The organism is Amycolatopsis sp. BJA-103 (assembly GCF_002849735.1).
Taxonomy (GTDB): domain Bacteria; phylum Actinomycetota; class Actinomycetes; order Mycobacteriales; family Pseudonocardiaceae; genus Amycolatopsis.
Genome location: NZ_CP017780.1, coordinates 1,190,151 through 1,210,139, shown reverse-complemented (window position 1 = coordinate 1,210,139; position 19,989 = coordinate 1,190,151). Strand labels below are relative to the sequence as shown.

Genomic DNA, 19,989 nt, shown 5'->3' with positions numbered 1-19,989 from the left:
GAAACTCAGGATGACGAGCACCCGGCATCCGGACAAGCCGAACGAAGCCGATCCATTCCGACGGTCTACAAATAAGCCGTTATTGCAACAACGCAACGCATTCGACGTGCTGCGTCATCGGGAACGCGTCGAAAGCGCGCAGGTCCACCAGCCGGTAGCCGTGCCCGGCGAACAGCGCGATGTCCCTGGCCAGTGCCGCCGGGTCGCACGCGACGTAGACGATCCGGTCCGGTGAACCCTCCACAATGGACTCGACGACGGCCTTGCCCGCGCCCTTGCGCGGCGGGTCGAGGACGACGACGTCGACGGGTTTCGGGGCGTCGGCCAGCAGGTGTTCGACGCGGCCGGAGCGCCAGCGGACCTGCGGGAGGTCGGCCAGGTTCTCCTCGCCGTCCGACACGGCGCGGCGGCCGGATTCGATGGCCAGGACACGCCCGCGCGGGCCCACCTGCGAAGCGAGCACCGACGCGAAGAGGCCGACACCGGCGTACAGGTCCCACGCCACCCCATCGCGCGGGGCTTCGGCCCATTCCGCGACGACGGCGGCGAGCGTGTCGGCGGCGGCCGGGTGGACCTGCCAGAAGCCGTGGGCGTCGAGGCGCCAGTCGCGGCCGGCGGCGTGCTGGACGGCGAGGCCGCCCGCGAGCTGCCGTGACTTGGTCTTCCCGTGGACCGTCGACAGGTCGCGAAGGTGCACGTGCCCCTCGCTGTCCTTGGTGACCTCGATTTCGCTGCCGGGCCGCCACTTCCGCGAAACCACGTCGTCGAGCGCGCCGGGAACGGTGATCGGGCAGTCGTCGATCGCGATCACGCGGTGACTGTGGTGTGCCCGGAAGCCCGCGCGGCCGTCCTTGCCCGCGACGAGCCGGACGCGGCTGCGCCAGTCCAGCGGGCCGCCCTCGAGTGCCTCGACGACGACTTCGCGCTCGATCCCGGCCAGCCTCTTCAGCTGCTCCATGACCACCGCGGCCTTGAGTTCACGCTGATGCGAGGGGGTGGCGTGCTGCCAATCGCAGCCGCCGCACTCCCCCGGCGCCGCGAGCGGGCACGGCGGCTCCACGCGTTCCGGTGAGGCCTCCAGGACCTCGATCGCGTCGGCGCGGCAGAACGCGCCGCCCTTGTCCTCGGTGACCGAGGCCAGCACCCGCTCGCCGGGCAGCGCGTGCCGCACGAACACGACCCGGCCCTCCGCCCGCGCGACGCAGTGCCCGCCGTGCGCCACCGCGCCGACCTCCAGCTCGATCGTCCGTCCGAGCCACGTACCGGTCGACGCGTCCACACTCATTCTGATTTTTCCTTGTCCTTCGGCTTTTCGGTCTGCTTGACCACGGGGGAGAAACCGCGCCGCACGTCGCCTGCCGCGGGGCGCGCCTTCCGGTCGCGTTTGATCGCCTTTTCCGACGATTCGAGCTGCCACGGCACGCTGGTCACCATGACACCGGGCTGGAACAGCAGGCGTCCCTTGAGCCGCAGCGCGCTCTGGTTGTGCAGCACCTGCTCCCACCAGTGCCCGACCACGTACTCGGGGATGAACACGGTCACCACATTGCGCGGATTGTCGCCACGGACACGTTTCACGTAGTCCAGCACGGGCTTCGTGATCTCGCGGTACGGCGATTCGATCACCTTCAGCGGCACCTTGAAATTGTGGTCGTCCCATTCCTGGACGAGTTTGCGCGTCTCCATGTCGTCGACGTTCACGGTGACCGCTTCGAGGACGTCGGGCCGCACGGCCTTGGCGTAGGAAAGCGCGCGCAAGGTCGGCAGGTGCAGTTTCGAAATCAGCACGATCGCGTGGTTGCGCGAAGGCAATACGACCGGCTTCCGGTCCATTTCGCGCAATTCCTCGGCGACCCGGTCGTAGTGCTTCCGGATCGCGGTCATCAGGATGTAGATCGCCACCATCGCCGCGATCGCGATCCAGGCACCGAGCAGGAACTTGGTGATCAGCACGATGATCAGCACGGTTCCGGTCATCGTGAGCCCGACGGCGTTGACCGTCTGCGAACGCCGCATCCGCCGCCGCACGGCCGGGTCCGTCTCCCTCGCCAGCAAGCGGTTCCAATGCCGGATCATGCCCGCCTGGCTGATCGTGAAGGAGACGAACACGCCCACGATGTAGAGCTGGATGAGCTTCGTGACCTCGGCGTCGAACGCGATGATCAGCACCAGCGCGAACGCCGCGAGGAACAGGATGCCGTTGGAGAACGCCAGCCTGTCGCCCCGGGTGTGCAGCTGACGCGGCAGGTACCGGTCCTGCGCGAGGATCGAGCCGAGCACCGGGAAGCCGTTGAACGCGGTGTTCGCGGCCAGCAGCAGGATGATGCCGGTGACGAAGGAGATGTAGTAGAACGCCGGGGTGAAGTCGGAGAACACCGCCTGCGCGATCTGCGCGACGATCGTCTTCTGCTCGTAGCCCGCCGGGGTGCCCGTCAGCTGGGTTTCCGGGTGCTCGGCGAATTTGACGTCGGTGATGATCGCCAGCGTGATGATGCCGACCAGCATCGTCACCGCGAGCACGCCCATCATCAGCAGCGTGGTCGCGGCGTTCTTCGATTTCGGCTTCCGGAACGCGGGGACGCCGTTGCTGATCGCCTCGACCCCGGTCAGGGCCGCGGCGCCGGAGGAGAACGTCCGCAGCAGCAGGAAGAAGAACGCGAAACCGGTCAAGGAGGCTTCTTCGTGCAGCTCGAAGGAGGAGCTCTCGGCCCGCATGTCGGCGCCGGAGGCCGCCTCGATCAGCCCCCAGATCACCATGCCGAGAATGCCGATGATGAATCCGTAGACCGGGATGGCGAAGGTTTTGCCCGATTCGCGAACTCCGCGCAGATTCAGCGCGGTCAGCACGACCACGATGACGACCGCGAAAATCACCTTGTGCTGCGCCACCCACGGGATGGCCGAACCGATGTTCGCCACCCCGGACGACGTCGAAACCGCCACGGTGAGCACGTAATCGACCAGCAGCGCGCTGGCCACGGTGAGCCCGAATTTGCCGCCGAGGTTGGTGTTGGCGACTTCGTAGTCACCGCCGCCGCTGGGATAGGCGTGCACGTTCTGCCGGTAGGAAGCGACCACGACCAGCATGACGAGCGCGACGGCGACCCCGATCCAGGGCGCGAACGCGTACGCGGACAGGCCGGCGACGCTGAGCGTCAGAAAGATTTCCTCAGGCGCGTAGGCGACGCTCGACAACGCGTCGGACGCGAAAATCGGCAGCGCGATGCGCTTCGGCAGCAGCGTATGCGAGAGGCGGTCACTCCGGAATGGACGTCCGAGGACTAGCCGCTTCAATACGGTCGGGAACTTCGACACCTGGGAAGACTAACTGTGACGCGCAGCGTCTCCGTTGAGGGTGGCGGCGGGGAGGACGGTGGAGTAACGGGCGGTGCTCACGGTAGGTTCGGCGCTGGTGTGTCTGGGTACCTGCGGACGGGTGAAACGTCCGCGAACTAAGGAGGCAGGGCGTGCACGTGGTGATCATGGGATGCGGCCGGGTCGGCGCATCCCTGGCCGCGGCGCTGGAGCGACTGGGGCACGAGGTCGCCGTCATCGACAAGAGCAGGCAGTCGTTCCGGCGGCTCGGGAGTGATTTCCACGGTCAGCAGGTGGTCGGCGTCGGATTCGACCGCCAGGTGCTGATCGAGGCCGGGATCGAACGCGCGGGTGCTTTCGCGGCGGTGTCCAGTGGCGACAACTCCAACATCATCTCGGCGAGGGTGGCCAGGGAGAACTTCGGCATCGACAAGGTCGTCGCCAGGATCTACGACCACAAGCGCGCGGCGGTCTACGAACGGCTGGGCATCCCGACCGTGGCGACCGTCCCGTGGACGACCGACCGGTTCCTGCGCACCCTGCTTCCCGACGGCGTCGCCTCGGAGTGGCGGGACCCGTCCGGCAGCGTGGCGCTGCTGCAGCTCCCGCTGCACGAGGGGTGGATCGGGCACAGCGTGCGCGATCTGCAGGACACCACCGGCGCGCGGGTCGCGTTCATCATGCGGTTCGGCACCGCCGTGCTGCCCGACACCAAGGCCGTGATCCAGGCCGACGACGTCGTGTACGTCGCCGCGAAATCGGGCACTGTCAGCGACGTGACCACCGTCGCCGCTCGCGAACCGGAAGAGGAGAACTGATGCGGGTCGCGATTGCCGGGGCGGGCGCGGTGGGCCGGTCGATCGCCGCGGAGCTGATCGACGGGCGCCACCAGGTGATGCTCATCGAGCGCGAGGCCGACCAGTTCGAGCCGCACACCGTCGAGCAGGCGGACTGGGTGCTGGGCGACGCGTGCGAGGTGTCGATCCTCGAGGAGTCCGGGATCGAGCAGTGCGACGTCGTGATCGCCGCGACCGGTGACGACAAGGCGAACCTGGTGGTGTCGCTGCTGGCGAAGACCGAGTTCGCGGTGCGCCGGGTGGTGGCGCGGGTGAACAACCCGGCCAACGAATGGCTGTTCAACGACGCCTGGGGCGTCGATGTCGCCGTGTCGACCCCGCGGATGCTCGCGGCGATGGTCGAGGAGGCGGTGAGCGTCGGCGATCTGGTGCGGCTCATGACGTTCCGGCAGAGCCAGGCGAACCTGGTCGAACTCACCCTCCCGGAGGAGACCCCGCTGGCGGGCAAGGCCGTCAGCGAGATCAACCTGCCGCGTGACGCCGCGCTGGTGACGATCCTGCGCGGTGACCGGGTGATCGTGCCGCAGCCCGAAGACCCGCTGGAGCCGGGTGACGAGCTGCTGTTCGTGGCGACGTCGGACGTGGAGCCGGAGATCCGGACCGCCCTGGGGTATTAGGCCGAGTCGGGCGCCTGCGCGTACTTGGCGCGCAGGCGCGCCTCGACCTCTTCGTCGGTCTCCTCGGCGGGTGCTTCTTCCGCGAGGGCCTTGAGGTGCTTGTCCGACCGCCGCACCGCCCAGACGACGGCGAGCAGGCCGAGCGCGTACAGCGGGTACCCCATCGCGATCTTCGCGAAGGCCAGCCAGCCGGTGTAGTCCTCGTCGTAGAGCCAGCGCTGGACGACGAACCGGGCGCCGAAGATCAGCGCCATGGCACCGGTCGCGATCGAATAGGCGATCAGCGACTTCTTGTCCTTGCGCCAGGCGTGGCCGCTGCCGTTGAGCGCGTTCCACACCACGCCGGCCAGCGGCCAGCGGACGACGATCGACAGCACGAAGACCCCGAAGTAGACCAGGCTCGTCCAGATGCCGAACAGGAAGAAGCCCTTGGCCGATCCGGTCCGGTAGGCGATGAACGCCGCGATCGCCACCCCGAAGAACCCGGAGATGGCGGGCTGCAGCGGCTCCTTGCGGACGATCCGCAGCACGGTGATCGCCACCGCGCTGCCGACCGCGGCCCAGATGCCCACCGTGAGACCGAAGATGGCGTTCGCGATCACGAACACGATGACCGGCAGCGAGGAATAGAACAGCCCCGACAGCCCACCCATCTGTTCCAGCAGGGTGGGCTGAGGCTTTTTGTCGTCGTCGTCCGGTTTCCCGGTGTTCTTCTGCTCGCCGCCGGCGGGTTCAGTCACGATACGGGATCAACTCACAGGGCTCTGAAGTTCGTAATAGGGGTTGTAAAGCACCTTCTGACCATCACGTTCGGCCATCCGGCCGCGCACCTTGATGGTTCGCCCGGGTTCGATTCCGGGGATCCGGCGGCGTCCGAGCCAGATTAGCGTCACACCCTGCGTGCCGTCGAACAGCTCGGCCTGCAGTGTCGCGGCCTCGTTGGTCGGGCAGAGCTCCACGCTGCGGAGCCTGCCGAGCACCGTCACCTCTTGACCCGACCGGCAGTCACAGGCGCGCTGCGCGCCGCCGGCCTCGGATTTTTCGGACAGGTCGTCGGCGTCGAGATCCTCGACGTCGCTGGTCAGCTTGCGAACCAACCGGCTGAAGTAGCCGCCGTCTTTGGCGGACATAACGGTGCTCCTGTGCTCCGGGGCCCCCGACTTGAACGGCCCGTGCGTAATCCAGCGTAACTGTGCTCAAGCCAGGGAAACCGGTTTGGGAGAAGATCGCAACGTGACCTCCGCTATTCCGCCTACGACGGCAGTAGTACTCCCCGGCACCGGGTCCGACGAAGTGTTCGTGCGCAGCGTGTTCTCGGGTCCGCTGCGGGCACTGGGCATCCGGTTGCTCGCCCCGCCGCCTCCTCCGGGAGACCGTCTCGCGGACGGCTATCTCGAGGAGCTGGACAGGCTGTCCGGCGAGCACGGTCCGCTGCTCGTCGGCGGCATTTCGTTCGGCGCGCATCTCTCCGCGGAGTGGGCGGCGCGCAATCCGGGCCGCTGCACCGGCCTGCTCGCCGCGCTCCCGGCCTGGAACGGCCCCGCCGGGCAAGCACCCGCGTCGCTCGCCGCGCGGCTGTCAGCGGATCTGGTGGCCGAAAACGGGGTCGACGGCGCACTGGCGAAATCGGCGGACGGCGTGCCGGAGTGGCTTTCGGCGGAACTCGGCCGCGCGTGGCGGCGGCACGGTGCCGGACTGGCGGCGAGCCTGCGGACGGCGGCGGCCCATCCCGCCCCGGCGCTCGAAGACCTGAAAGGGCTCGACGTGCCCGCGGGGATCGGCGCGTGCGTGGACGATCCGATCCATCCGGCCGGGGTCGCCCGTGCCTGGGCGGACGCCCTGCCGCGCGCCGAGGTCGGCGAGTCGACGCTCACCGCCCTCGGCGCGGACCGGGAATCACTGGGCCGGGCGACCGTGCTGGCCTGGCTCAAAGCCTCGCGAAACTAAGCCTGCTGCTCGGCGATGTGCTGCGCGACGGCGTCGGGCAGCGTGATGGTCAGCGGGGTGCGGACCGGCATCGGCGCGTCACCGCGGTCGATGATGGTGTGCCGCACGATCTCGCGCAGCACCGCGGGCGCCTGCGACGCCTGCGACTGCGGTCCGGCGATGACACCGCGGAGCATCCAGCGCGGTCCGTCGACCCCGACGAACCGCAGCGCGACGTCACCGACGATCGCGGACAGCTCCAGTCCCCACTCCCCCATGCCGACCGAGACCTTGGCGCCGTCGGCCCGCAGCTGCTCGGTGAGCTCGGTGCTGACGTCCTTCCAGAGGCCGCCGGACCGGGGTGCCGCGTAACCGCTGACGGTGATCTGCCCCTGTTCGGTGACGACGTGCACCGCGCGGACGCCGCCGCTGTCCGGGTCCATCTCGACCTGGACCTGGGAACCGTCGGGTACCGGCACCTTGACCGAACCGAGGTCGATCCTCGGGATGCCGTCCTCGGGCGCGTCCGCGACGTCGAAGGGGCCGTCCGCGGTCTCCGACAGCTGGGCCTCGATCTCCTCGCCGCTGTCCGCGCTGTCGAAGCCGGGGCGGTCCTCGGCCTCGGGCGCGGCGTGCCGTCCGCTGGGCTTGGCCTCGCGCTTGCGTCCGAAAATCCCCACTAGTTCTCCGTTCCTTCCCTGGCTCCGGCTCCCAGTGTGGCGTGTCCGCCCGTGGAGCCATACCCTCCCTCGCCGCGCTCGGACGGCTCGAGTTCGGCGACCTCGACGAATTCGGCCTGTTCGACCCGTTGCACGACCAGCTGCGCGATCCGGTCGCCGCGGGTGAGCACGACCTTCTCGGAGAGATCATGGTTGATCAGGCAGACGCGGATCTCACCGCGGTACCCGGAGTCGATCGTGCCCGGGGTGTTGACGACCGAGAGGCCGACACGGGCCGCCAAGCCCGAGCGCGGGTGGACGAAACCCGCGTACCCGGGCGGAAGGGCGATCGCGACGCCCGTTCCGACCACGCCGCGTTCACCGGGCGCGAGGACGAGATCCGAAGTGGTGACGAGGTCGGCGCCCGCGTCGCCGGGGCGCGCGTAGGCGGGAAGGGGGACCGAAGGATCGATCCGGGAAAGCAGTACCTGAACGGTGGACACGGGCGGCGAGACTACCCTGAACGCGTGGGTGAAAGCGTGAACACGGCCGAAGGCGGCGCCGTCAAGCATTCAGAGCGGCTCTACGTCCCGTGGTGGGGCTGGCCGTTGCCGCTGCTGGGCGGCGGGCTGCTGGCGGCGGAGATCGACATGGGTTATCCCGGGCTCCGCGGCTGGCTGCCGTACGTGGTGCTGATCCCCGCGGTGATCGCGCTGATGGTCTCGCTCGGCCGGTCCCGCGTGCGGGTGACCGGAGGAGACGAGCCGGAGCTGTGGCTGCGCGACGCGCATCTGCCGCTGAAGTTCGTCGGCGACGTCGACGTGATCGACAAGGAAGCGAAGCGGAAGGCGCTCGGCCGCGACGCGGATCCGGCGGCCTTCGTGCTGCACCGGGGCTGGGTCGGCCCGGTCGTGCGGGTCTGGCTCACCGACCCCGACGACCCGACGCCGTACTGGCTGTTCAGCACCCGGAACCCGGAGAAGGTGGCCGCGCTGCTCCGCCAGCCCGCCTCGAAGTCCTAGAAAACACCCTGGCAAAGGAAAGGGGGCCGGCCTCGCGGCCGGCCCCCTTATTCCTGTTCAGATCCCGAAACCCCTGTCGCGCCGTCCCCTGTGCCCGTAGGCTCAGGCGCAGTCGCGGCAGATGAGCCGTCCGCCACTCTCCTCCGCCAGCCTGCTGCGGTGATGCACCAGGAAGCAGACGGAGCAGGTGAACTCGTCGGCCTGCTTGGGCACGACCTTCACGGTCAGGTCCTCACCGGAAAGTCCGGAGAGGTCCGCGCCCGGCAGTTCGAAGTTTTCGGCGGTCGCGTCCTCGTCGACGTCCACGACGCCGGACTGGTTTTCGTTGCGCCGTGCCTTCAGCTCTTCCAACGAGTCTTCGGCCAGCTCGTCGGCTTCGCTGCGGCGCGGAGCGTCGTAGTCGGTCGCCATTTGTCCCTCACCCCTGCGATGCTTTCGATGTCAGATGGCCCGGACCCTCGAGCGCGCGGCTCGTGAGTCCTTCGTGCCGCTGGTTAACGTCCCAGCGCCCCTGTTTGTGCCCGACTGGGCAGTGAGCGAGGTCTCTCTTTTGCGCCTCTTACTGCCGCCTGAGCCCGCGAAGGGTAGCTCACGCCGATACCGGCTCTGCAACGAGTCAGACATTGCTGCGATTACGTCACCCAACAGGGGGAACCCGGTCTTGAGACGCCTGTCGTCCGAATGGGTTGCCCCCGCGTCGGGAACCTCACCCCATGGGCCCGGCCGCTTGCCCGGAGCGGTCGTCGCGTGGTGCTATCCGGAGGCCCGCGCCGCTCAGCTTCGCCGCAACGCCTAGGCTGATCGGACACGATGGTGAGATGAAGCACCGTCCGGGGATCCGGGCTTTGGGGAAGGGACTGGCAGGTGGCGTCGGGGAACGGCATCGGGGACCGCGGGGCGAGGCCGTACCGCAAGCACAAGCCGCTGCCCGCACTCATCGTGATCGGGGTGCTGGCGCTCGGCGCGGTGATCGTTTGGGTGAATGTCGTGGCGGGCAGGTCCGATATCGACGCCAGGGTCCGTTGTGATCCACCGCCCATCCCGCAGCAAGGTGTCACCTACTCGCAGATGGCGCACGACGGACTGGACGACCGCGCGCCGGTCCCGCCGGACAAGGTCGCCGTCCAGGTGCTCAACGGCTCCCAGGTGCGCGGCCAGGGCGGCATCGCCACCAACACGCTCAGGGAGCTGGGTTTCTCCCAGATAGTCGATCCCGCCAGCGACCCGGCCTACAAGGACGCGGAAGCCAAGTGCCGCGGCCAGATCCGCTTCGGCGAGAACGGCGCGGCCGCGGCCCGCACGCTGAGCCTGGTGGTCCCGTGCGCCGAACTGGTCAAGGACAACCGCAAGGACGCTTCGGTCACGCTCACCACCGGCACCCTGCTCGGCGACATCCGCCCGAAGGCGGAGGCCCGCAAGGTCCTCGACCAGCTCACGCAGTGGTCGAAGGCGCAGCAGGGCAGCGGCGGCGGTGAGCAGTCGGCGGGCGGCGGCGCGCCGGTGATCGACCAGGCACTGCTGAAGGCCGCTCGCGAAGCCCCCTGCTGAGCCGTACCCCCAATGCCATGAAAGGCCCGTTACTTGCAAATTTTGCAAGTAACGGGCCTTTCATAGCGTCCGGCACCCGTTAGATCACGCCGACGCCCGAGTCGATCAGCGCTTGACGTAGCGGCGTCGCGATCGAGGGCGCAACCGCGAAGGTCGCGTCCGGTCCCAGCTCGGCGTCTTCACCCGGAAGCGAGACCAGGGCCCCCGCCTCGGCGGCGATGAGCGCTCCCGCGGCCCAGTCCCACTGCCCGAGGCCGTGTTCGACGTAGGCGTCCAGCCAGCCCGCCGCGACCGCGCACAGGTCGAGCGAGGCGGCGCCGTTGCGCCGGATGTCGCGGACCCGGGTGGCCAGTTCGGCGACGAACCCGGCCTGCTTCGTACGCCGTTCCACCTTGTAGGCGAATCCGGTGCCGACGAGCGTCAGATCGAGCCGTTCCGGGGAGTTGACCGACAGCGGCCGCCCGTCGAGGAACGCGCCCTGCCCGCGCGCGGCGGTCCAGCGGCGCCCGCTGACCGGTTCGACGACGGCGCCCGCCACCGACACCCCGCCGACCTGCGCGGCCACCGACACGGCGAACCACGGCAGGCCGTAGAGGAAGTTCACCGTCCCGTCGATCGGGTCGACCACCCAGGTCACCCCGTCGCCGGCGACCCCTCCGCCCTCCTCGCCGAGCACGGCGTCGTCCGGGCGCAGTTCGGCGAGCCGCGCGCGCACCAGCCGTTCCGACTCGTGGTCCACCGCGGTCACCACGTCGGTGTCGGCGGACTTGGTGTCCACCCGCACCTCGCGGCCCGCGTTCATCCCGGTCCAGGCCTCGTGGACCAGTTCGGCGGCCTCGCCCGCGACACGCTCGGCGACACCCTTCAGCAACGTCTCGTCAACTCCCACGTCCGCCATGTCACCACATCCGGTTAAAGTCTCCGAGGCAGGCTTCTGAATCGTGCGAGAAGGGACCACGTCCGTGGTGGAGGCGACCCGAGGTTTCGGTATCGACATCGGCGGCAGCGGGATCAAGGGCGCGCTGGTCGACTTGGCGGAGGGACAGCTGATCGGCGACCGGATCCGGTTCGACACGCCGAAGCCGTCGACGCCCGAGGCGGTGGCGGACGTCGTCGCGGAGATCACCGGCCAGGCGGGCTGGGACGGGCCCGTCGGGGTCACGCTGCCCGCGGTGGTCAAGAAGGGCGTCGCGCACACCGCGGCCAACATCGACCACAAGTGGATCGGCACCGACGCCGACGCCCTGTTCGCCAAGCGCCTCGGCCGCGGCGTGGACGACATCGCGATGCTGAACGACGCCGACGCCGCGGGCATGGCCGAGATCCGCTGGGGCGACCCGGTCGCGCGGCGTGGCGTGACGGCGCTGCTGACCTTCGGCACCGGCATCGGCAGCGCGGTCTTCCAGGACGGCAAGCTCGTGCCCAACACGGAGTTCGGCCACATCGAGGTCGACGGTTTCGACGCGGAGAAGAAGGCCGCGGCGTCGGTGAAGGACAACGAGGACCTGTCGTATCCCCAATGGGCGGAACGGGTGAACAGGTATCTCACCGTGCTGGAAAACCTGATCTGGCCGGATCTGTTCATCGTCGGCGGCGGGGTCAGCAAGAAGTCGCACAAGTGGGTCCCGCTGCTGGACATCCGCACGCCGGTGCTCGTCGCGTCCCTGCAGAACAACGCGGGCATCGTCGGCGCGGCGGCCGCCGCCGCGGAGGGCATCGAGCACTGACGCGCCCGTGCTGACATCCGCGCCGCGGATGTCACTTCGGCGGGTCGGACGGCGTGTCGCGCCCGCCGGGTGGTGATCCGCGCCGCGACGCTGTCACGTATCGTCGTTACAATGGAACACGGCCCACGGCGGCGGCACCCACGAGAACGAGGGAAACCGCAGGCCGAGGGGTGTTCCCCGAAGTTTGAGGCAGCCGAGACCATCACGCCTCGGCTCGTCATGTTCGACCGCTGCGAAAGGGCGTAAGTGGCAGCCGCAAGAACCGCAACCCGAAGCGGGACGAAGACAGCGACCGCAACCGGCGAGCCGGCCGACGAGGCAGCCACCGGCGAGGCGAAGCCCGCTGCGCGCAAGACCGCCGCCAAGGCGGCAGGCGCGAAGAAGGCCCCGGCGAAGAAGGCTCCGGCCAAGAAACCCACCACCAAGGGCGCCAAGACCGAAGACGGCGAACCGGAAGACGGTCCTGGCGAGCTCGACGAAGCCGACCTCGAAACCCCGGATCTGTCCGACCTCGAAGAGGTCGAGGTGGACGTCGTCGACGCGACCGTCACCGAGGAGACGGAAGAGGACGCGGAGTCCGAGGAGGACGTCGAAGAGACGCCTCCCCGCGGTCGCCGCACCTCGACCGACAAGAACGCCGGAAAGACCTCCGACAACCCGGACTTCGTCTGGGACGAGGAAGAGTCCGAGGCGCTGCGCCAGGCCCGTAAGGACGCCGAGCTCACCGCTTCGGCCGACTCGGTCCGCGCGTACCTCAAGCAGATCGGCAAGGTCGCCCTGCTGAACGCCGAGGAGGAGGTGGAGCTCGCCAAGCGCATCGAGGCCGGGCTCTACGCCGCCGAACGCGTCCGCAACGCCGAGGAGGAGGGCGAGAAACTCGTCACCCAGATGCGGCGCGACCTCAAGTGGATCGTGCGTGACGGTGAGCGGGCGAAGAACCACCTCCTGGAGGCGAACCTCCGGCTCGTGGTCTCGCTGGCCAAGCGCTACACCGGTCGTGGCATGGCGTTCCTGGACCTGATCCAGGAGGGCAACCTCGGTCTGATCCGCGCGGTCGAGAAGTTCGACTACACCAAGGGCTACAAGTTCTCCACGTACGCCACCTGGTGGATCCGTCAGGCGATCACCCGCGCGATGGCCGACCAGGCCCGCACCATCCGTATCCCGGTGCACATGGTCGAGGTCATCAACAAACTCGGCCGTATACAGCGTGAGCTGTTGCAGGACCTCGGTCGCGAGCCCACCCCCGAAGAGCTCGCGAAGGAAATGGACATCTCCCCGGAGAAGGTCCTCGAGATCCAGCAGTACGCCCGCGAGCCGATCTCGCTCGACCAGACCATCGGCGACGAGGGCGACTCGCAGCTCGGTGACTTCATCGAAGACTCCGAGGCCGTCGTCGCGGTCGACGCGGTGTCGTTCACGCTGCTGCAGGACCAGCTCCAGTCGGTGCTGCAGACGCTGTCCGAACGTGAGGCAGGTGTGGTGCGGCTGCGGTTCGGCCTCACCGACGGCCAGCCGCGCACGCTCGACGAGATCGGCCAGGTGTACGGGGTGACCCGTGAGCGCATCCGGCAGATCGAGTCGAAGACGATGTCGAAGCTGCGTCACCCGTCGCGTTCGCAGGTGCTGCGCGACTACCTGGACTAGGTCCCAGGCTCACGAAAACCCCGTCACCGTTTTCCGGTGACGGGGTTTTTCGCGTCCGCTGTCGATTCGCGGCCCGCCCGTTCGACGCGTTGGTATGACGAAACCTCACGCGACCAAGAACCTCGACCGCTACGGCTCCGCGGAACTGCCCTGGAGCCGCCCCCGCGACATCCTCACCGAGGACACTCCCACCGCCGACCTGACCTTCTTCGTGACGACCGTGCGACCCGACGGGCGGCCGCACTCGGCGGGTGTCGGTGCCGTCTGGCTGGACGACACCCTGTACTTCAAGGGCGGGCCGGGCACTCGCCGGTCCCGCAACCTGGCGGTGAACCCGGCATGCGCCGTTTCGGTGCGCCTGCGGGGAATCGATCTCACGATGGAAGGCGAGGCGCGCCGGGTCACCGAACCCGCGACGCTGGAGCGGGTGGCGGCGGTCTACCGGACGGGCGGCTGGCCCGCGACGGTGGAGGGCGACGCGCTCACGGCTCCTTTCAGCGCGCCCAGCGCGGGAGCCCCGCCGTGGCACCTGTACCGCCTCACCCTGCACCGCGCCATCGGCGTGGCGGGCGCCGAACCGTACGGCGCCACGCGCTGGGACTTCACCCCGTGAGCTCAGGGCCTCCCGGTCAGCGTGGTCCACGGGACGTGCACGGTCACCCGTTCCCGGAGCTGCTCGTTCATCAGCCACAGCTCCCCCGTCGCCGGCCAGTACGACAGGTTCTGGGAGTTCACCGGCGCCTTCCCGCTCAGCCTCGACGTCGAGGTGCCGCCGACGCCACCGTGCAGGCACGCCGGATGGTCACCCGCCACCCCGGCGTACTCGGGGCAGGTGCCGGTCATCACGAAGTACCCGTTGCGCGCCACCGTTCCCTGCATGCCCCACACCGGCGACACGAATCCTTCCTTCGCGTGCACGGTGCCGTCGGCCGACAGCTTCGGCAGGCCGGTCGCGCGGTCGAACGGCCACCGCAGCACCCGGCTGCCCGCCGCCTTGGGCACGTGTTCGGAGGTCACGATCGAGCTGTCACCGTGGTCGAACGACATCGTCGACAGACAGGGCCGCGGTCCGGTCGCGGTGGTGCACGTTCCGCCGCCGGGGTACCAGTAGGCGCCGACCTGCGGCATCGCGTAGTCGTAGAACGCCGCGTGGTACTTGCCGTCCGGGCCCTTCCCGACGACGCCGGAACTGTCGTCGACCTTCCAGAAGTGCGTCGTGTCGAAGACCCGCACCACTCCACCGGTCGTCGCGACGAACAGCCGGTTCCCGATCCAGGTCATCCCGTGCCCGTGTCCCTGCACGACGGCGAAGTTGTCGTCCGACGTGGGCTCGACGAGCAGGACGTGCCGGTACCCCAGGCCGGTGGCGTCCACAAAGGACAGCCGGACCATGGTGTCGCCGGGCGTGTGCCAGGACGTCGCCACGACCCGCTTGCCGCCGACCTTGCCGGTCGCCGCGTCGGCGTCGCCGGAACCGGTCAGTCCCTGCGGGATCCAGTCGTTGGTCTTGTCGTCGCCCGCGTCCTCCCAGCAGAATCCCGCCGGTTTCAGCGCGGCCGCGAGATACGTGCCGTGGCACAGCGGCCGCGCCTTCCGGTTGGCCGACGACAGGATCTCCGGCAAGCCGCGCGGCGGGAGCTTTTTCTCCAGCGCGGCGATCCGGGCGCCGTAGACGTCGAAGGCCGAACCCGGCGTCCAGCGGTAGCCGTCGACCGTGGCCGCGTCCATCCTCGGGAAGGCGGCCGCGGCGGAGGCGACCCCGGGGACGAGGGCGAACACCAGCAGAAGTGAAGCGAGAAGTCCCAGCCTCTTCATGCCGCGAGCCTCCCGGCCGCGCGCATACTTTCGATACAAACGCGTCAGGACACGGAAAGACCGCGAATCCGGCTATATTCGCGACGTGCTGACCGAGAGCTACCGCTACCCGGACACCGGCGACCACGTCACCGGGATGTTCATCCGACGGCACGAGCCCTATGACGGCTACTGGACGGCCAGTGAGGACCGCGCGCTCGGCAAGGTCGCCGGAAAGCTCGCCGGGATCCTCGGCCCGCGCGAAGAGGTCAAAGCGCTCGACGCGGGCTGCGGCGAGGGCCGCCTCCTCCCCTGGCTCGCGGGGTTCTCCGCGGACATCACCGCCGCGGACCCCGACCCGGACAGGCTCGCGAAGGCGAGCGAGACCGTCGTCGAGGACACCGAGTTCTCCTTCGCCGTCTCACCGATCACCGAACTGGGTGGCGGCCCGTACGACCTCGTGATCTGCAGTCACGTCATCCAGCACGTGCCGACGCCCGACGTCGTGCCGATCCTGCGACGGCTGGCCGCGATCACCGCGCCCGGCGGCGCACTGGTGCTGGCCCACAGCCGGTCGCCGCTCGGGCAAGGCGCGTTCAGTCTCGACAGCGTCGAGGCCGGTGGCGAAGTCCGCTCGCGCCGCGTGTCGCGCGAAGAGTTCGACAAGGCGTTGCGGGACGGCGAGGGCCCGGCGCTCCCCGTCCACTACCTCGACCCGGCGGAGGTCGCCGCCGACGCCGCCGCGGCGGGCTGGCGCACCGAGTGGGAGTGGACCTACCACGTCCTCGACGATCTCGGTCCCGCCGACGAGCACATCGACCGCGACGAGCTGGTCAACGCCTCCGGCCCGCTGCGCCGCCACCTCGGCCGGGATCTGGTCACCCTGCTGCGCCGCGAACGCGCGTGACCGCGGTCCTCCTCACCTTCGCCTGGGCGGTCCCGCTGTCCGAGAAGGAGGCGGCGAAGGTGCTGGACGGCGGCCGGGATCGCGGCCTGCTGGTCCATCTCGACGGGAAGCTCGGCGAGGAATGGGCCGCCGCGGAGAACTTCCTCACCAGCTACACCACTCCGCCGCTCCGTCGCGTGCTGCGGAAACGCACCGGCGGTTCGCGGCTGTCGATCCGCGTCGGCGGGGTCAGCCTGCCGTGCGAACTCGTCGTCACCTGGCATCCGGCCTATCACGCGATGACGCTGGTCCTCGCCACCACGATCACCGGACCGGCCGTGGACCGGCCCGCCGCCGAATTCGATCTCGCCATCGCCGTGCTGCAGAGCCTCCAAGGCCGCGAGACGACGAACGGGGAGGACGGGCTGCACGGCGGCTACGGCGAGAAGTCCTTCCCCTCGCTGCTCAAAGCCGTCACGCACATCTTCGAGGACCTGACCAAGGGCTGCGGCCTGACCGAGGGGCTCGGTCGCAAGGGCTGGTGCGTCGAGCTGCGGTCCCACGACGGGCATCCGCCCGCCCAGCGGGTCGCCGCCGATCCCCGGCCGTACTACGGGTTGGCGACCAGCGACGAGGGCTGGCGATTCGTGCCCCGCGAGGTCGCCAGGGACGCGCTCGGCCCGTCTTGGGGCACGCGGTCCTTCGTCGCCGCGTACACGATGGCAGGCGGGATCGTCTGCCTCAACAGCAAGGATTCCGAGTACGTCGAGCACCAGGACGAGCTGATGCGCGGCCCGTTCGGCGCGGCCGAACCGTACTTCGGCATCGACAGCGACATCGGCGGGCTCGACCACGGGATGCTCTTCATCCTCGAACGGGTCCTGATCCGGATGGCGCTGGCCGACCAATGGCTGGCGTCGATCAGAAAGGGCGCGAGCCGCACCCGGCTGCTCCGGGGCTCACTCGACGACATCCTCGAAATGCTGCATTCGGTGCTCCCGCCCGAGGTCGACTCGCTGGAGCGCCGCCTGGTCACCAGCATGGGCGTCGAGCGGATCATCGCCCAGCTCGACCGCCAGGCCGAGGCGATGGACGAGGAGACCAGGTACGCCTACGAGAACACGGTGAGCGCGCGGGTCACGCGGCTCACCGTGGTGACCGTCGTGCTGACGGTCGTCACCATCGTTCTCGGCGTCCTGCAGGTGCTCGTGTCACTCTGACCGGCGGCGCTGCTTGCGGGCGCGTTCGGAGAACAGCACCCCCACGCCCGCGGCCACCATCAGCGCGCTCGCCACGACGTGCATCCCCGGCGGGAGCAGATGGAGCTGGACGAACCAGCTCGGGTTGCTGCTGCCCAGCAGCCGGTTGATCAGCCCGCCCCCGCCCTGCACCAGCAGGAGGATTCCCAGCAGCTCGATCATCGTCGCGCCCCTTCCTTGACCCGGTCGTCGTCCTTGGGAGACAGCTCCTGCCACAGCGGTCCGGTGGCGAACCAGATGGCCGTCACGACACCCAGCCTCGGCAGCCAGCCCCACAGCGGGTCGACCTGCTCGGTGTCACCGACCATCGCGATCAGCAGGAGCAGCACCCCCGCGGCGAGCCCGCAGGCCAGCACGCATTTGAACCAGTCATGCCATTCGGCACGCGCCTTCGCCCGGCCCCTCGGCTTGGGCGGCGGTGGCGGCCCGCCCGCGAACCGGTGGGCGAAGCGCACGTCGGCCCACTTGATCATCGAGTGCCCGAACACCACGCTGAAGCCCAGGTACACCGCGGCGAGACCGTGCACGAAGTTCGCCTTCGCGCCGTTTTGCAGATCGATGACCGTCGCGACCAGGACGACGAGGTCGATCACCGGGGTCAGGAGCAGGAGCACGATGCTCGTCCGCTTCAGCTTGAACAGATAGCGGGCCACCAGGCCGGCGACGATGGCGACCCAGAAGCCGATCTCCCCGCCGGCGACCACGGCCGCCATGGGGTTTTCCGCGATGAAGTCCAGGATCTTGTTCACGGTCCGAGTCTGGCTCGCGTCCGGCGGCTCCGCGTCGGCGTACGGCACGAGATCACCGTCATCAGTTAGTAGGACCCCGTCGCGCGGCCCGGTGTGCTGGGATGGACGGGTGCCCACGTTCTTCCCACGCCTGCGCCACCTTCCCTTGTGGAAGCAGGACCTCGTCATCGCGGCGGGGACGTGGGTACTCGGCGTCCTGGTCTACCTCAGCGGGATGCAGGTACTGCTCAACGGCCCGGACACGACACCACTGTGGATCCGGCTGACCGAACTGACCGTGCTGTGCTCGCTGCAGGTCCTGCGCCGCAAGGTCCCGCTGGCGCTGCTGTGCTCGCTGGTCGTGGTCGGCGTGGACGCCACCTTCGGGCCCTCGCTGCCGATCATCGTCGTCTTCACGGACTTCCTGTACGCGGCGACGCTCTACGGTTCGCGGCGCACCAGCAGGCTGATGATCGGGATCGCCGCGCTGGGGACGCTCGGGGTGGTCTGCCTGGCGCTCCTTTTCACCGCGCAGTGGCGGACCGCGGTCATCGTCGCGTTCGCGCTGCTGCCGTTCCTGGTCACCCCGGTGTGGTGGGCGGCGAACGTGCGGCAGCAGCGGGACATCGCCGAGAACGAACGGGCGAACGCGGTGCAGCTGGCCAAGATCGGCGAGATGGACCGGAAGGTCGCGGTGGCCGGGGAACGCTCCAAGATGGCGCGGGACCTGCACGACGTCATCGCCGGGCACCTGTCGGCGATCGCCATCCAGTCCGAGGCCGCGCTGACGATGTCCACCGCCGACCCGCAGCTGTCCAGGAAGGTGCTGGAATCGGTGCGGGAGAACAGCGTGAGCGCGCTGGAGGAGATGCGCGCGATGATCGGGCTGCTGCGCGCGGATCCCGCCACCGGGAACCCCGAGATCGAGGCGACCGCGCCCGCCCGGCTGGCCGAACTGTCCAAACTGGTCGAATCGGCGCGCGCCAGCGGGCTGGCGGTCGAGGTCGGGTCCATCGTGGACGAGTCCCCGGCCCTGCCCGCCGCGATCGATCTGACCGCGTACCGGATCGCGCAGGAGGCGCTCACCAACGCGGCGAAGCACGCCGCGGGCGGGCGGGCGCTGCTCGACATCCGCGCACACGGAGGCATACTCACCGTCGAAGTGCGCAACGATCTCCGTCCCGGCTCCGGCTCGGGTGACGACGGCGGGACCGGACTCGGCCTGCTGAACATGCGGGAACGCGCCGCCGCGGTGGGCGGCACTCTCGCCGCCGGGCCGTCCGGCGGTGGCTGGCTGGTCCGTGCCGAACTGCCTCTGGAGGGGTCTTGAGCGACGGGAACATCAAAGTGCTGGTCGCCGACGACCACGGCGCGATCCGCGCCGGGTTGATGATGATCCTCGGCAACGCCGAGGGCATCGAGGTGATCGGCGAGGCCGCGGACGGCGCCACCGCCGTCCGGCAGGCGAAGGCGCTGAAGCCGGACGTCGTGCTGATGGACGTCCGGATGCCCGGCGTCGACGGCATCGCGGCCACGCGGGAACTGATCGCCGAGAACCTGTGCGAAGTCCTCGTGCTGACCACCTTCGACCTCGACGAGTACGTCCACGCCGCGCTGCGGGCCGGAGCGGCCGGGTTCCTGCTGAAGTCGGTGGAGGCGTCGCGGCTGATCGAGGCGGTGAAACTGGTCGCGGCGGGCGAAGGGGTGCTCGCCCCACAGGTCACGCGGAAGCTGATCGCCGCGTTCGCCGCGGGGACCCGCGAACCTTCCCTCGTCCCCGACGGGCTCGACGACCTGACCGAACGCGAGCGCGAAGTCCTGGCGTGCCTGGGCGGAGGCCTGTCCAACGCGCAGATCGGCACGCGGCTGCACATCGGCGAGACCACGGTGAAAACGCACGTTTCGCGGGTGCTGACGAAACTGGAGCTGCGGTCGCGGGTGCAGGCGGCGATCCTGGCGCAGGAGAACGGCGTCGTCCTGGACGACTGAGCTCCCACCGATCTG

The 19,989-nt window shown here is 69.2% G+C and carries 23 protein-coding genes; 12 read left to right on the top strand and 11 right to left on the bottom strand.

The annotated features are described in order from the left end of the window. Positions 1-79 precede the first annotated feature (79 nt). Together BKN51_RS05655 and BKN51_RS05650 are read right to left on the bottom strand one after the other, a co-directional pair. Entirely contained in the window at positions 80-1,285 is a 1,206-nt protein-coding gene (locus BKN51_RS05655; protein WP_101606609.1) for a class I SAM-dependent RNA methyltransferase, read from the bottom strand. Continuing rightward, positions 1,282-3,315, bottom strand: a complete 2,034-nt coding sequence (locus BKN51_RS05650) for an APC family permease (protein ID WP_101606608.1) — start codon at positions 3,313-3,315, stop codon at positions 1,282-1,284. Before BKN51_RS05650 ends, BKN51_RS05655 begins: the two co-directional genes overlap by 4 nt. 152 nt (positions 3,316-3,467) lie before the next feature. Between BKN51_RS05650 and BKN51_RS05645 the strand changes: the two genes are divergently transcribed. Together BKN51_RS05645 and BKN51_RS05640 are read left to right on the top strand one after the other, a co-directional pair. Next, complete coding sequence (locus BKN51_RS05645; RefSeq protein ID WP_101606607.1) at positions 3,468-4,133, top strand: potassium channel family protein; 666 nt, start codon at positions 3,468-3,470, stop codon at positions 4,131-4,133. Then, positions 4,133-4,789, top strand: coding sequence for a potassium channel family protein (locus tag BKN51_RS05640; protein WP_007033567.1), 657 nt, complete (start codon positions 4,133-4,135; stop codon positions 4,787-4,789). Before BKN51_RS05645 ends, BKN51_RS05640 begins: the two co-directional genes overlap by 1 nt. On the opposite strand, the gene BKN51_RS05635 is transcribed toward BKN51_RS05640, so the two are convergent. Together BKN51_RS05635 and BKN51_RS05630 are read right to left on the bottom strand one after the other, a co-directional pair. Beyond that, positions 4,786-5,529, bottom strand: a complete 744-nt coding sequence (locus BKN51_RS05635) for a DUF3159 domain-containing protein (RefSeq protein WP_101606606.1) — start codon at positions 5,527-5,529, stop codon at positions 4,786-4,788. The genes BKN51_RS05640 and BKN51_RS05635 overlap by 4 nt on opposite strands. A 9-nt stretch (positions 5,530-5,538) precedes the next feature. Beyond that, a complete protein-coding gene (locus BKN51_RS05630; protein ID WP_034316985.1) occupies positions 5,539-5,919 on the bottom strand; it encodes an OB-fold nucleic acid binding domain-containing protein in 381 nt (126 codons plus the stop codon). A gap of 103 nt (positions 5,920-6,022) precedes the next feature. Between BKN51_RS05630 and BKN51_RS05625 the strand changes: the two genes are divergently transcribed. Beyond that, positions 6,023-6,736, top strand: a complete 714-nt coding sequence (locus BKN51_RS05625) for an alpha/beta fold hydrolase (protein ID WP_199193127.1) — start codon at positions 6,023-6,025, stop codon at positions 6,734-6,736. Here the strand turns inward: BKN51_RS05625 and BKN51_RS05620 are convergent. Both BKN51_RS05620 and dut read right to left on the bottom strand, forming a co-directional pair. Beyond that, complete coding sequence (locus BKN51_RS05620) at positions 6,733-7,395, bottom strand: DUF3710 domain-containing protein (protein WP_101606604.1); 663 nt, start codon at positions 7,393-7,395, stop codon at positions 6,733-6,735. The two genes, BKN51_RS05625 and BKN51_RS05620, sit on opposite strands and share 4 nt — an antisense overlap. Beyond that, positions 7,395-7,877, bottom strand: a complete 483-nt coding sequence (gene dut, locus BKN51_RS05615) for a dUTP diphosphatase (RefSeq protein ID WP_007033571.1) — start codon at positions 7,875-7,877, stop codon at positions 7,395-7,397. The genes BKN51_RS05620 and dut overlap by 1 nt, the downstream gene beginning before the upstream one ends. 24 nt (positions 7,878-7,901) lie before the next feature. On the opposite strand from dut, the gene BKN51_RS05610 reads away from it, so the two are divergent. Continuing rightward, a complete protein-coding gene (locus BKN51_RS05610; RefSeq protein WP_168214272.1) occupies positions 7,902-8,396 on the top strand; it encodes a DUF3093 domain-containing protein in 495 nt (164 codons plus the stop codon). A gap of 102 nt (positions 8,397-8,498) precedes the next feature. Here the strand turns inward: BKN51_RS05610 and BKN51_RS05605 are convergent, their stop codons facing one another. Continuing rightward, positions 8,499-8,807: a DUF4193 domain-containing protein gene (locus tag BKN51_RS05605; RefSeq protein WP_005164528.1), complete on the bottom strand. Its 309-nt coding sequence runs from the start codon at positions 8,805-8,807 to the stop codon at positions 8,499-8,501. Positions 8,808-9,260: 453 nt separating this feature from the next. On the opposite strand from BKN51_RS05605, the gene cei reads away from it, so the two are divergent. After that, complete coding sequence (cei, locus tag BKN51_RS05600) at positions 9,261-9,944, top strand: envelope integrity protein Cei (protein ID WP_101606603.1); 684 nt, start codon at positions 9,261-9,263, stop codon at positions 9,942-9,944. A 79-nt stretch (positions 9,945-10,023) separates the two neighbouring features. Here the strand turns inward: cei and BKN51_RS05595 are convergent, their stop codons facing one another. Beyond that, positions 10,024-10,842, bottom strand: coding sequence for an inositol monophosphatase family protein (locus BKN51_RS05595; protein ID WP_101606602.1), 819 nt, complete (start codon positions 10,840-10,842; stop codon positions 10,024-10,026). 67 nt (positions 10,843-10,909) lie between these two features. Here BKN51_RS05595 and ppgK point away from each other — a divergent pair, with 67 nt between their 5' ends. The 3 genes from ppgK to BKN51_RS05580 all read left to right on the top strand — a co-directional run bounded on the left by ppgK (position 10,910) and on the right by BKN51_RS05580 (position 13,931). After that, positions 10,910-11,671 (top strand): polyphosphate--glucose phosphotransferase, encoded by a 762-nt coding sequence (gene ppgK, locus BKN51_RS05590; protein WP_168214538.1) that lies wholly within the window; start codon positions 10,910-10,912, stop codon positions 11,669-11,671. Between the two features lie 246 nt (positions 11,672-11,917). After that, the gene (locus BKN51_RS05585) at positions 11,918-13,318 is read left to right on the top strand and encodes an RNA polymerase sigma factor (RefSeq protein ID WP_101606600.1); all 1,401 of its coding nucleotides are present in this window, start codon (positions 11,918-11,920) and stop codon (positions 13,316-13,318) included. Positions 13,319-13,412: 94 nt separating this feature from the next. Next, positions 13,413-13,931 carry a pyridoxamine 5'-phosphate oxidase family protein gene (locus BKN51_RS05580; RefSeq protein WP_101606599.1) on the top strand — a complete coding sequence of 173 codons (519 nt, stop codon included), beginning with the start codon at positions 13,413-13,415 and terminating at the stop codon, positions 13,929-13,931. A 2-nt stretch (positions 13,932-13,933) separates the two neighbouring features. Here the strand turns inward: BKN51_RS05580 and BKN51_RS05575 are convergent, their stop codons facing one another. Then, positions 13,934-15,133: a hypothetical protein gene (locus tag BKN51_RS05575; RefSeq protein WP_101606598.1), complete on the bottom strand. Its 1,200-nt coding sequence runs from the start codon at positions 15,131-15,133 to the stop codon at positions 13,934-13,936. 85 nt (positions 15,134-15,218) lie between these two features. Between BKN51_RS05575 and BKN51_RS05570 the strand changes: the two genes are divergently transcribed. Together BKN51_RS05570 and BKN51_RS05565 are read left to right on the top strand one after the other, a co-directional pair. Then, complete coding sequence (locus tag BKN51_RS05570) at positions 15,219-16,019, top strand: class I SAM-dependent methyltransferase (RefSeq protein WP_101606597.1); 801 nt, start codon at positions 15,219-15,221, stop codon at positions 16,017-16,019. Continuing rightward, positions 16,016-17,218: a hypothetical protein gene (locus BKN51_RS05565; protein ID WP_101606596.1), complete on the top strand. Its 1,203-nt coding sequence runs from the start codon at positions 16,016-16,018 to the stop codon at positions 17,216-17,218. The genes BKN51_RS05570 and BKN51_RS05565 overlap by 4 nt, the downstream gene beginning before the upstream one ends. On the opposite strand, the gene BKN51_RS05560 is transcribed toward BKN51_RS05565, so the two are convergent. Together BKN51_RS05560 and BKN51_RS05555 are read right to left on the bottom strand one after the other, a co-directional pair. Further along, the gene (locus BKN51_RS05560; protein ID WP_101606595.1) at positions 17,210-17,419 is read right to left on the bottom strand and encodes a hypothetical protein; all 210 of its coding nucleotides are present in this window, start codon (positions 17,417-17,419) and stop codon (positions 17,210-17,212) included. The genes BKN51_RS05565 and BKN51_RS05560 overlap by 9 nt on opposite strands. Then, positions 17,416-18,006 (bottom strand): hypothetical protein, encoded by a 591-nt coding sequence (locus tag BKN51_RS05555; RefSeq protein ID WP_101613062.1) that lies wholly within the window; start codon positions 18,004-18,006, stop codon positions 17,416-17,418. Before BKN51_RS05555 ends, BKN51_RS05560 begins: the two co-directional genes overlap by 4 nt. Positions 18,007-18,115: 109 nt before the next feature. On the opposite strand from BKN51_RS05555, the gene BKN51_RS05550 reads away from it, so the two are divergent. Both BKN51_RS05550 and BKN51_RS05545 read left to right on the top strand, forming a co-directional pair. Continuing rightward, positions 18,116-19,315, top strand: a complete 1,200-nt coding sequence (locus tag BKN51_RS05550) for a sensor histidine kinase (RefSeq protein WP_101606594.1) — start codon at positions 18,116-18,118, stop codon at positions 19,313-19,315. Beyond that, the gene (locus BKN51_RS05545) at positions 19,312-19,974 is read left to right on the top strand and encodes a response regulator (protein WP_101606593.1); all 663 of its coding nucleotides are present in this window, start codon (positions 19,312-19,314) and stop codon (positions 19,972-19,974) included. Before BKN51_RS05550 ends, BKN51_RS05545 begins: the two co-directional genes overlap by 4 nt. Positions 19,975-19,989 lie beyond the last annotated feature (15 nt).